Annotated in this window: 9 protein-coding genes; 6 read left to right on the top strand and 3 right to left on the bottom strand. The window is 34.1% G+C overall.

Annotated elements, in window-relative coordinates:
* Positions 1 to 11: 11 nt before the first annotated feature.
* The gene (locus NQ558_RS10685; RefSeq protein ID WP_259907550.1) at positions 12 to 3,767 is read left to right on the top strand and encodes a cohesin domain-containing protein; all 3,756 of its coding nucleotides are present in this window, start codon (positions 12 to 14) and stop codon (positions 3,765 to 3,767) included.
* A gap of 490 nt (positions 3,768 to 4,257) precedes the next feature.
* On the opposite strand, the gene NQ558_RS10680 is transcribed toward NQ558_RS10685, so the two are convergent.
* A complete protein-coding gene (locus NQ558_RS10680; protein WP_005360465.1) occupies positions 4,258 to 5,631 on the bottom strand; it encodes a sodium-dependent transporter in 1,374 nt (457 codons plus the stop codon).
* A gap of 233 nt (positions 5,632 to 5,864) precedes the next feature.
* Between NQ558_RS10680 and NQ558_RS10675 the strand changes: the two genes are divergently transcribed.
* Positions 5,865 to 6,413, top strand: a complete 549-nt coding sequence (locus NQ558_RS10675) for a histidine phosphatase family protein (protein WP_040446338.1) — start codon at positions 5,865 to 5,867, stop codon at positions 6,411 to 6,413.
* 438 nt (positions 6,414 to 6,851) lie between these two features.
* On the opposite strand, the gene NQ558_RS10670 is transcribed toward NQ558_RS10675, so the two are convergent.
* Entirely contained in the window at positions 6,852 to 7,886 is a 1,035-nt protein-coding gene (locus NQ558_RS10670; protein WP_005360470.1) for a YeiH family protein, read from the bottom strand.
* Positions 7,887 to 7,944: 58 nt separating this feature from the next.
* Positions 7,945 to 8,838 carry a cation diffusion facilitator family transporter gene (locus NQ558_RS10665; RefSeq protein WP_005360472.1) on the bottom strand — a complete coding sequence of 298 codons (894 nt, stop codon included), beginning with the start codon at positions 8,836 to 8,838 and terminating at the stop codon, positions 7,945 to 7,947.
* Positions 8,839 to 9,026: 188 nt separating this feature from the next.
* On the opposite strand from NQ558_RS10665, the gene NQ558_RS10660 reads away from it, so the two are divergent.
* The 4 genes from NQ558_RS10660 to NQ558_RS10645 all read left to right on the top strand — a co-directional run bounded on the left by NQ558_RS10660 (position 9,027) and on the right by NQ558_RS10645 (position 11,786).
* Complete coding sequence (locus NQ558_RS10660) at positions 9,027 to 9,656, top strand: flavin reductase (protein WP_005360473.1); 630 nt, start codon at positions 9,027 to 9,029, stop codon at positions 9,654 to 9,656.
* Between the two features lie 114 nt (positions 9,657 to 9,770).
* Positions 9,771 to 10,202, top strand: a complete 432-nt coding sequence (locus tag NQ558_RS10655) for an Rrf2 family transcriptional regulator (protein WP_005360475.1) — start codon at positions 9,771 to 9,773, stop codon at positions 10,200 to 10,202.
* 164 nt (positions 10,203 to 10,366) lie between these two features.
* Positions 10,367 to 10,759 (top strand): DUF362 domain-containing protein, encoded by a 393-nt coding sequence (locus NQ558_RS10650; RefSeq protein WP_005360476.1) that lies wholly within the window; start codon positions 10,367 to 10,369, stop codon positions 10,757 to 10,759.
* A 202-nt stretch (positions 10,760 to 10,961) separates the two neighbouring features.
* Positions 10,962 to 11,786: a protein-ADP-ribose hydrolase gene (locus NQ558_RS10645; protein ID WP_005360478.1), complete on the top strand. Its 825-nt coding sequence runs from the start codon at positions 10,962 to 10,964 to the stop codon at positions 11,784 to 11,786.
* Positions 11,787 to 11,815 lie beyond the last annotated feature (29 nt).

Raw genomic sequence — 11,815 nt, 5'->3', positions numbered from 1 at the left:
AAGGTGTTTAAATGAAAAGAAAGAATAAAATTTATCAATTCATTGTAAGCATCGTTCTTGTAGTTTCATTATTAGCAGGGGCAATAGTCCCTGCTAATACAATAGTAAAAGCAGACACAAGTCCACGAATATGGACGTCTTATGAACAGAGTAATGGTGTTGTCAATGTACATTATTATGGTGAGGGCATAGTTGACCTTAGTAGTCTTCAGATGTCAATAAAATACAACAATGAGAAGCTACGTTATTCTGAATGCAAATTTGGAAGTGAACTAGGTTCTACAGTAACTTCAGCCAAAGAAAATCAGGGAACAGTTAATATAGCATTGGTTAATCTTAATGGCTTTTCAGTAGATAACAAGGAATTATTTACAATTACTTATACAGCCGATTTTGTTGGAAATGAGCAGTGCATATTTGAAAATAAAATAAATGAAGCATACGACAAGAATCTTTCAACTATTGATTTAAGTATCGATTCAGAATTAAGTATAAATGTGGATAATCCATTTAGCAGCAATTATCAGGTTAATTTTGAAGGAGTTTCTGATGCAAATGTTAATGATACAGTAAATTGTAAATTTGGTTTTAGCCGTAATGAAGGCGTAATGTCAGGCAGTTTTATTTTGTCTTATGATGAAGAAAAGGTAAGATTTCAAGGAGTTACGGCTAATCAGAATGTTGAAGGTTTGATGATTTCTTATAATAAAATTGAAAAAGGTAAGGTTAAAGTAGCTTATGCCTTTAGCAAATGTTATAACTTGACGATGAATTTTTTGAACATTCAGTTTGTACCATTAGAGAAGTCAACATCTAGTAACATTTCATTATCAGATGTAACAATAACAAACGAGCAGTTGCAGGAATGCACTTTTGATGGAAGTTATGAAGCAACAATATCAACGTCAGAGCAGCAGTCAGATAATTTGTTTACGGTAAATGGTCTTGATTCAATAGATTCACAGGAAACATTTGACGTTACAATTAATCTGGCAGGCAATTCAGGAATAGCTTCAATGACAGCTTATCTTGAATATGACAAAGATATATTTGAAATACAGGATGCGTCATTTTCTGATGGGATTTTGAAAAATTCATTTACTAATGTTTCAACTTCAACTAAAGGAAAAGTTAAATTTGCCTTTATGTCAACAGGAAACATAAAAGCTGACGGACAAGTTATAAAGCTAACCTTTAAAGCCACAAAAAATGAAAATGTAACAGGCAAATTCCAGCTTGTAGTAGATGAATTAACAGACTCCAACGCAACAAATCAGGAATGCAACATTTCAAACTTAACAACAAAGGTAAACAAAATCTGTATTCACAACTACATTGGACCGGACTTTCAGTGGTCAAGCGACTATAGTACTTGTAAAGCAGTGTATACGTGTGAATACAATAGCGAGCATGTGGTAGGGATAGACTGCGATGTGCAGACTAAAAGAACAGAACCTACTTGTGAAGAAGATGGAAGTATAGTGCATACAGCAACAGGCAAATACAACAACGAAGCAATAACAGATACGAAGACGGAAAAGCTTGAAGCCAAAGGTCACATAGCAGGCGAAACTAAGATTGAGAATGCCACAGAGTCAACTTGCAAAGTTGGAGGAAGTTATGACGAAGTAGTTTATTGTACAGTATGCGGTAAAGAGTTAAGCAGAACTACAGTAAAGACAGAAGCCAAAGGTCATAAGTGGAATCCAGGAACAATCACCACAGAACCAACCTGTACGGAAGAAGGCGTTAAAACATTCGAATGTACAGTCTGTGGAAAGACAAAGACAGAAAAAGTCGAAGCTCTAGGACACGATTGGAATGAAGATTGCACAGTGGATAAAGAAGCAACTTGTGAAGAAACAGGATTGAAATCAATTCATTGTAAGAGATGTGACATCAAGAAGGATGAAACAGTTATTCCGGCAAAAGGACATATAGCAGGCGAGAAGAAAATCGAGAATGCAACAGAAGCAGTATGCGAAGCTGGAGGAAGTTATGACGAAGTAGTTTATTGTACAGTATGCAACAAAGAAATAAGCAGAAAAACAATAAAGACAGAAGCTAAAGGTCACAAGTGGAACGAGGGCAAGGTAACCACAGAACCAACATGCACAGAAAAAGGAGTTAAGACATTTGAATGTACAGTCTGTGGAAAGACAAAGACAGAAAAAGTTGAAGCCTTAGGACATGATTGGGATAATGATTTTACAGTTGATAAAGAAGCAACCTGTGAAGAAACAGGAGTAAAGTCAATTCATTGTAAACGTTGTGATGAAAGAAAAGAAATAACAACAATTCCAGCCAAAGGTCACGTAGCAGGCGAGAAGAAAATCGAGAATGCAACAGAAGCAGTATGCGAAGCTGGAGGAAGTTATGACGAAGTAGTTTATTGTACAGTATGCAACAAAGAAATAAGCAGAAAAACAATAAAGACAGAAGCTAAAGGTCACAAGTGGAACGAGGGCAAGGTAACCACAGAACCAACATGCACAGAAAAAGGAGTTAAGACATTTGAATGTACAGTCTGTGGAAAGACAAAGACAGAAAAAGTTGAAGCCTTAGGACATGATTGGGATAATGATTTTACAGTTGATAAAGAAGCAACCTGTGAAGAAACAGGAGTAAAGTCAATTCATTGTAAACGTTGTGATGAAAGAAAAGAAATAACAACAATTCCAGCCAAAGGTCACGTAGCAGGCGAGAAGAAAATCGAGAATGCAACAGAAGCAGTATGCGAAGCTGGAGGAAGTTATGACGAAGTAGTTTATTGTACAGTATGCAACAAAGAAATAAGCAGAAAAACAATAAAGACAGAAGCTAAAGGTCACAAGTGGGATTCTGGAAAAATAACAAAAGAACCAACCTGTACGGAAGAAGGCGTTAAAACATTCGAATGTACAATCTGTGGAAAGACAAAGACAGAAAAAGTTGAAGCCTTAGGACATGATTGGAACAATGATTTTACAGTTGATAAAGAAGCAACCTGTGAAGAAACAGGAGTAAAGTCAATTCATTGTAAACGTTGTGATGAAAGAAAAGAAATAACAACAATTCCAGCCAAAGGTCACGTAGCAGGCGAGAAGAAAATCGAGAATGCAACAGAAGCAGTATGCGAAGCTGGAGGAAGTTATGACGAAGTAGTTTATTGTACAGTATGCAACAAAGAAATAAGCAGAAAAACAATAAAGACAGAAGCAAAAGGTCACAAGTGGAATTCTGGAAAAATAACAAAAGAGCCAACATATACAGAACAGGGAACAAGAACATATACTTGTACAGTTTGTGGAAAGACTAAAACTGAGACAGTAGATGTTTTGAAAGAAGAGTATAATGTTGGAAGTACTTATGAAGATGCTACAACCAACGCAATCTACAGAGTGATTGTGCCGAACCAGCAGGTAGAATATGTTTGCCCTATTGATAAGAAACTTAAAAGAGCAACTATTCCATCACAAATTAAGATAGGAAATGTTACTTATAAAGTTACAGCAATAGGGGGCAATGCATTTAAGAAATGCAAGAATCTTACAAGTATTACAATTGAAAAGAACGTTAGCAAAATAGGAAGTAAGGCATTCTATAATTGTAAGAAACTTAAGAATATTAAAATCAAGTCAAAGAAATTGACTTTAAAAAAGGTTGGAAAATCGGCTTTCAAAAGTATAAACAAGAAAGCAAAAATAACGGTTCCAAAGAGCAAGAAGAAATCTTACAAAAAGATTCTTGTTAAGAGAGGTTTAAGCAAAAAAGCTAAAATTAAATAAAAAACAAGAAGGTGCCATATTAGAGAGTAAATCAATAATATGGCATCTTCTTTGTCTAAAACCATAGGGAGTTAGGATAAAGGAAACAACAATATGAGAAGTAAAAAGTACGGCGTACCCCGACATAGAGATTTGGTTAAATTTCGGGGTACGAAATCAGCAATATTACACTTATTCACACAACATATTGTATATGACAGCAACCAAAATACCCCGATATATAAAATTTCTATATTTTCGGGGTACGTTAGCCCCAAATCCTACTAATTTAACACAACATATAGTTTGAATCAAAGGCAAATGTACCTCGCTATATGAAAAAGCTTAAATCTCTGGGTACGTAGCCCCAAATTCTACTAATTGAACACAACATATAATTTGAAACAAAAGAAAACGTACCCAACCATTTCAAAAAATAGAAATAGTGGGGTACGTTTTAAAAAAAGATATGATTACACAGATTGCTACGTGCTTCGCACTCTTGTAATCCTTAGATTGTTATCCATCCAAATGCATTTGCAATTGAACTTAAAAGTATTATTGCCGCAAATAATGGGCAAAGGTATTTAATCATAAAGTTAAAAATTTTCTTTCTGCGGAATGTGCCTTCGCCGTGAAGAACTTCCTCTTCGATTTTCTTAAGACCAATTATTTTTGAAACAAGAATACATGTAGCAAATGCAGCAATTGGCATCATTACTGAATTAGTTAAGAAATCAAAGAAGTCTAAAAACTGCATTCCAATAATTTTGATGCTGCCTAAAGGACCATAGCCAAATGATGAAAGACTGCCAAGAACAATCATAATACCACCAAGGATAATAGTTGATTTCTTTCTTCCCCATCCAAATTCGTCCTCAAAAGTTGAAACAGCACTTTCTGTTAAGGCTATTGAACTTGTAAGTGCAGCAAAAAGTACTAATGTAAAGAAAAGTATACCAACAACTGTACTAAGTCCCATACTTTCAAACATCTTAGGAATTGTAATAAACATAAGTGAAGGACCGGCTTTTAACGCATTAGGATCTCCACCTGAGAAAGCAAAAACAGCAGGAATAATCATAAGTCCTGCCATAATGGCAATAGCAGTATCAAAGATTTCAACGTTTTTAGTTGAGCTTTCAATTGACAAATCCTTTTTCATATAAGAACCAAATGTAATCAAAATACCCATTGCAATAGATAGTGAATAAAACATCTGTCCCATTGCCGCAACTACAGTCATCCATGAAAAGTTCTTAACATTAGGGACAAGAAAATATTTTACACCGGCCATTGCTCCCGGTCTTGTTATAGAATAAATCATAATGATAAGTGAAAGAACAACAAGTATAGGCATCATAAATTTTGATACACGTTCAATACCGCTTCTAACACCTGCATAAATAATTGCCAAAGTTATAAAAGTAAATATAATAAAGCAAATTTCTGCAGAAAAACCGCCTGAAATAAATCCCGTAAAATAGTCATCACCTGCTAAAAGTTTGCTGTCACCAATAATATATTCGACAAGATATTTAATAACCCAGCCACCGATAACAGAATAGTACGGAACGATAAGTATAGGAATGATGGCATTAATCCATCCGCCTAAAGATACAAACTTAGAGTTACTAAATGATTTAAAAGCACCAACAGGGCTTTTCTTAGTCATACGACCAATAGAAGTTTCAGCTACAATCATTGTATATCCAAAAGTAAGGGCAAGGACAATATATATTAATAAGAAGATACCACCACCGTATTTAGCAGCAAGATAAGGAAATCTCCAAATATTTCCAAGTCCTACAGAAGCCCCTGCAGCCGAAAGAACGAAGCCTAGCTTTCCAGAGAAAGAGCTTCTTTTTTCATTATTTTTTTTCATAACATTTTTACCTTTCTTATTACCTTTTTAGATGTATTTAGAAAGCATAACATAGAGTAAGGAAAAATACAAATCCATCTTTAAAATTATTAAAGAGATTTGCAGCAGGTATGGGAATGCAGCTGAAAATTGAATTTGTTCCAATGAAGTCACAGTTGCGAAAATAACCTGAATGAGTTAAGCTTATATCCGTATAAATTATATTAGATTAGCAAAAGATATGGAGAAAAGTTATGTTATATATTATGAGACACGGAAAAACAGATTGGAATGCCAAGCATAAGCTTCAAGGTCGTACAGATATTCCATTAAATGAAGAAGGCATTCAGATGGCAGAGCAAGCCAAAGAAAAATATAAAGATGTTAATTTTGACATATGCTATTGCTCACCGCTTGTTAGGGCAAAGCAGACAGCCGAAATTGTTTTGGAAGGAAGAAACATTCCTATTGTATATGACGACAGGCTTATGGAAATGTGTTTTGGCGTGTATGAAGGTGTAACACATCCGTCTCAGATGGAGGGAAGCCCTATTAGAAAGTTGTTTAAGGATCCGGCTAATTATCCAGGTGTGGAAGATGGAGAAACTTTTGATGATTTGTTTGCCAGAACAGGGAGTTTTCTTAAAGAAGTAGTTCAGCCACAGTTAGATGCAGGTAAGGATGTTATTATTGTGGGACATGGAGCAATGGATTCAAGCATTGTGTGTCAGGTGCAAAATATTCCGTTGGAAAAATTCTGGGACGCAGGCATTGAGAACTGTAAATTAATGAAATTGCTTTAAGGTTGATAGCAAAAAAATTTAATAAAGTATAAAATAAGACTTGAATTTTAATATTAATAAAAAACTAGAAGTTAAGAAATAATAGAAAATATTTTTAAATAAGTATATAAAAAACAGAGGTGCGTCTTGCTTTCATTAGATTAAACATCTAACAAGCAAACAAAACATCGTCCTCTGTTTTTTGTGTGTCAAAGCACATATGAATATTATTTTATAAAAATAACTAATTAACAACCAAAGTTAAAGAATTTGCAAATAGCGTTAAATAACTGGTCGCAACTATTGAATTTAAAACACATAGTTTCGTCCTCCTTATTTTAAGATTTGTACTGGCCAATTACAAAAAGAATTGTAACAATTTTGTAATATTTAAACAATAGGAGGTCATTGGAATAAGTGTCGTTATTTACCAAATTATATGCTCACTAAATTCTATATTTACCAAATGTTTAAAACGTGCTGAAGTAAAAGGCTTACGCAAGTTATACCAATCCAGCAACAGCCACCAAGCAAAATAGGTTTGCCACCATTTTTGATAAGCTTGACAACATTACAGCCAAGACCGATGGCAGCCATGGCAAGAGTAATAAAGAATTTGCTAAGCTCTTTAAGTGGTGCAAATACTGATGATGGAACACCAAGACTTATGGCAATTGTTGTAATAAGAGAAGCAACAATAAACCACAAAATAAACATAGGAAAAGCTTTCTTAAAACTAAATCCACCTTCATTTGAATTGCTACCTGATTGTTTTGCCCTAAATAAAGCGAGAACCAAAGTAATAGGAATTATTGCAAGAGTTCTTGTAAGCTTAACTGTAACGGCTTTATCAAGTGTCTGAGTTCCAAGGTTCCACATACTGTCCCAAGTAGAAGCAGTAGCTGTAACTGATGAAGTATCATTAACAGCAGTGCCGGCAAATATACCAAAGGCTTCACCGGATGTTGTATCAAAGCCTAAGAAATGTCCAAACATTGGAAACAATAAAGCAGCTAAAACATTGAAAAAGAAAATAACAGAAATAGCCTGAGCCACTTCGTCATCATCTGCATCAATAATAGGTGCTGTTGCAGCAATGGCAGAACCACCGCAAATAGAAGATCCTACACCGATTAAAGTACTGATATTTGAATCAATGTGCATAGCTTTGTGAAGTGCGAATGCTATAATCAAAGATGTGGAAATTGTACAAATAATTATTGGAAGTGATTGCTTTCCGGTACTAAATATTACGTTAAGATTAAGACCGAAGCCCAATAAAATAACTGCATACTGAAGTATTTTTTTTGATGTAAAAGTAATTCCCGGTTTGAAAGTTTTTCCCGGTTGCCAGAATAAAGCAATAACCATACCGGCAATGATAGCAATAACGGCACTTCCAATAATAGGAAAGATTTTGCCAAGTATCCAGGCAGGAATTGCGATTGCAAGGCAAACTAATAAGCCTTTGTATTTTTCTTTTATAAGGTTCATTTAAAATCTCCTTTGTGAAAAGTATTTTTGAAATTTAATCGTAAATTATAGTTACAAGCTATAGAGCAGGAACTATTTCAACATAAATCTGGTCAAATTTGTCTATCAAATCTTTTGTGATATGTTCCTGTATTTTTTTGAAATCCTTGATTTTTACAGTGTCATTTTTGCTTTTAACGTAGACTTCAATCCATGTTTTACGCCCTGTTTGTGTAACATCTAAGAAATCAAGACTATATTCATAATTGCTAATGTCCTTATTTACAACTTCTCTGATTTCATCCATAATCTGTTGATCAGGTGAGAATAAAACCAATTCCTTTAAGTTTTTGATAATCTGCACAATTGGCTCTTTTACAAGGAATAATGCAACAATAATTGCCACAGAAGAATCTATGTAAGGGATAATAAAATTAATTGGGCTGTGTGTAAGGAAAATCTGGAACAAAAATGCAACTGAAATTCCAAGAGTACTTACAATGTCAACCTTCCACAAATAAAGCTCTGATTTGATTATCATTGAGGAATAGTTACGGCTAAGATAATGAAGCACAAGGTACATAATTATGCAACACACGCAAAGAGAAGCTTCATATATAAGAACGTTTGTGGCATCAACTGTGTGTCCACCGTGAAGTAAAACTGTAATGTTGTTTGTAATCATATTGATAACTACAATAAGTAAAACAATATATTTTACAAGAACAAGTAATGATTCAATTTGAGAAAAACCATAAGGTTTCTTTTCAGAAACAGGTTTGTATAGAAAAGGAACCAAAATAAACATTGGAAGCAATAGTAATAAGTCAAACAAGTCAAATATGCCGTCAGTCATTACGGTTTTTGAACCTAAGACAAAGGAAGCGATGATTTCAAATACTGTAAAAGTAATGGTGCCTCCCAGTGACAGCCTTAAAATTTTGTTCTCCGTTTTGTACTTTTGTTGGTCCATAATAAATTAAAAATCCTTTCTTTTTCTTCTCAAATATAATAAATCGGGTATAATACAATAGTCAATAGATAATTATAAATAAAAAATTGCTTTCCAAAGTATTTATGTTGGAACCATAAAAATGTTATGATATTATAAATAAAAAGCGAAACGGAAAATAATCAATATAGTGAAATGGAGGATTAGATATGGACAAAAAAGCAATATATAATTTAAGTTACGGAGTATTTATGGTATCAACTAAGGCAGGTGAAGTGGCTAACGGTTGTATTACAAACACTTGTATTCAGGTAGCAGGCAATCCTGTAAGAATAGCAATTTCGGTATTGAACAGTAACTACACTTGCGATTTGATTAAAGAAAGTGGCATTTTTGCAGTAAGCATTTTGGACAATGATTGTACATTTGAAACAATAAAGCATTTTGGTTTTCAGTCAGGAAGAGATGTGGACAAGTTTGGAAACATTACACCACCTACAGATTGTAATGATGTACCATATCTTGGCTGGCAATCCTGCGCAGTTATTAGTGGAAAAGTTGTTGAGCAACATGATCTTGGAACACACACATTATTTATTGCAGAAGTTGTTGATGCAAAGGTATTAAGCGATAAAGAACCTATAACTTATGCAAAATATCAAAATGAAATAAAGCCGAAAAACAATGTAGCATCTGCAAAAGAAGATGGCAAAAAAATTGTTGGTTGGAGATGTAAGATTTGCAATTATGTTTATGAGGGAAGTAAGTTGCCGGAAGATTATGCCTGTCCGTTATGCGGTCATGGAGCAGATGATTTTGAGCCAATTTATGAAAGTTAATTGCATAAATTGTTAAGATTAGGGTGTCAAAACACAAATTGTTGTGCAGGCACGGGAAGAATAAGATATTTTTACACTGTAATCATATATAATATTTAACAGAAGGGAAAACCAATGCAGATTTCAAGTAGATTTACAGTAGCAGTGCATATTTTTGCATGTATTAAAACATTTGAAAATGACTATAAAATAACAAGTGATTTTCTTGCAGGAAGTACAAATGTTAATCCTGTTATTATAAGAAAGATTTTAGGACAACTTAAAGGAGCAGATCTAATTGAAGTTGCCAGAGGCACAGGCGGAGCTAAAATAACAAGACCTCTAAATGAGATAACATTACTTGATGTTTACAAGGCTGTAGAATGTGTGGAAGGTGGCGAATTATTCCATTTTCACGAAAATCCTAATCCACAGTGTCCAGTTGGACGAAGCATCCACACGGTATTGGATGGAAAACTTGAGCAGGTACAGAAGGCAATGGAAAAAGAACTTAATTCAATAACATTGGAAGATGTGGAAATGGATATACAGAAATTGATAGGGTAGTGCAATACAATATTCTAAAAGATTAAAGTATAAAGAAACCGGCAGGAATTATCTTGCCGGTTTAATTTTTTGAAAAAACAAATAATGTTGTAACTATTGACATTACAACTGACAGCTGTTATATATAATTGTAATAATAAATATTACAACGGAGAGAAATGATAATGAAACCAATAACAAGAGCAAACTTTGCCATTGGTGCGGAAAAAGAAAAACAATACGGATATAGAATAAATGAAAAATGTATTGGTTGTGGATTATGTACAAGCAAGTGTCCACAGAATTGCATTGATACTTTAAGTATACCATTTAGAATTAGAGAAAATAATTGCCTTCATTGTGGTAATTGCATGGAAGTTTGTCCTAATAATGCAGTGGAAAAGATTAAAAAAGCAGCAAAATACATAAAAGAAGCAGATTATATTTTGATAGGAGCTGGAGCAGGTCTTTCTACAGCAGCAGGACTAACGTATGATGGGGAAAGATTTAAGAAGAACTTTCCTAAATTTATAGAAAAATACGGAATGAAAGATATGTATTCGTTTTCAATCAAATGAATCAGGCGAGAAAAAATTGTGTTATACCAACTTATATGGTTCCTAAATGTCCTGTTTGTGGTGGACCAATGGCTATGAATCTTAGATGAGAGAGATATTTCGTGGAAGATGAGGCAATTGTACCGGAAAGCTTTGGGGAAAGAGCAATAGGCATAAATGCAGATTTAAAACAAACTATAGAGGAAATCAGTAAGGAGCAATTATGAAACAGCAGGAAAGATTGGATTTTTTGTTGGAAAAGTTAAAAGAAGATTCAGTTCAATACAAAAATCTTCAGGTGGAAGAAAATGAAACTGCAAAAAAAGAAGCAGTCCGTTCATTAATGAATATAAGAATGCCAAGGTACATTGACAGAAAAATATTGAAAGTTCAGGATGAATTTTTGCAGAATCAGACTTTTGAAAAAGGGATTGTTACATTAGATATGATTCCAACGGTTAAGGAACAGCATGGAAGTAATAACCCACTGGCAGATAAAATTTCAATATGGCAGGGTGACATGACAAGGCTTAAGGTTGATGCAATAGTAAATGCGGCAAACTCAGCACTTCTTGGATGTTTCGTTCCGTGTCACAGATGCATAGACAATGCCATTCACAGTGGGGCAGGAATGGAACTTAGGGAAGAATGCAACAAAATTATGAATCAGAGAAAAATAAAATATGGTACAAATTATGAGGAGCCAACAGGAACAGCAACCATAACAGAAGCTTATAATCTGCCCTGTAAAAAAGTAATACATACAGTAGGTCCCATATGCTATTTTGGCTTAAATGATGAGTTATGCAATGACTTAAAGAACTGCTATGAAAGTGTTTTAAATTGCTGTGCTGAAAATGGTTTGAAAACAGTTGCATTTTGTTGCATTTCAACCGGAGAGTTTAGATTTCCAAATAAAGAAGCGGCAGTAATAGCAAAAGACACAGTGGAAAGATTTTTGATGAAAAAGGAAAATAATATAGAAAGAGTTATTTTCTGCGTGTATAAAGACTTGGATAGGGAGATATACGACAAATTATATAAATAATTTTAAAAATGAAGATTAGTGTGTCCCAA

The organism is Eubacterium ventriosum, from assembly GCF_025150745.1.
Lineage (GTDB): Bacteria > Bacillota > Clostridia > Lachnospirales > Lachnospiraceae > Eubacterium_G > Eubacterium_G ventriosum.
The sequence above is the reverse complement of the archived record's forward strand: the minus strand, read 5'-3'. Positions and strand labels throughout refer to the sequence as shown.